Annotated in this window: 1 protein-coding gene; it reads right to left on the reverse strand. The window is 52.6% G+C overall.

Going from position 1 to position 588, the window contains the following annotated elements; all coding sequences use genetic code 11:
• The coding region (locus AB6M95_RS19745) for a site-specific integrase (protein WP_371388445.1) at positions 1-588 on the reverse strand (588 nt) is incomplete at both ends.

The raw sequence follows: 588 nt of genomic DNA on the forward strand, positions 1-588 counted from the left end.
GCCGCAAGCTGTGAAAATCCTTGACCCCTTCTGCTTCCTCAAGTTCGATGGTTTTCCTGAATTCACTGAACCTTTCGCCGAGTTTGTGGCCGTAGTTCGTGTTGATCTTGACGAGTTCGGGAAAGATCCGCAGGTGTCCCTTTTGGGCCTGTTGTCGGGCAAATTCCGGGAAGCGTAGCGTTTCAACGAGGATGGGATGAAGCGGGAGAAGGCGTTTGGCACTTGGGTTTTTCAGCTTCTTGTTGGCGAACCCATGAACATTCTTTTCCTTGTTGATATCAAGGACCCACACCCCTTCCTCCTGTCGGACATCTTCAACGTGGAGTTGGCATACCTCCTCACGCCGTGCACCCGTGAAAAGGGAAAGAAGGGGGCACCAGAAGTCGGACGGATGCAGGAATGTGTCCTCGACGTATTGGGGCGCGTTGAAGAGGTTTTCCAGATCCTTGGTCGTATACGGAGAGCGGTGTTCCGTTTCCGGCTTTTCTTCTTTGATTTTAAGGCGGTGGGCTGGGTTGGTGGGAATAAGCTGCTCGTCCTCGCACCACGTCAAAAACGATGAGATGTTGGTCAGGTTGTTGTTCACGG

This window comes from Pseudodesulfovibrio karagichevae (assembly GCF_041414475.1).
In the GTDB taxonomy this organism is placed as follows: domain Bacteria; phylum Desulfobacterota; class Desulfovibrionia; order Desulfovibrionales; family Desulfovibrionaceae; genus Pseudodesulfovibrio; species Pseudodesulfovibrio karagichevae.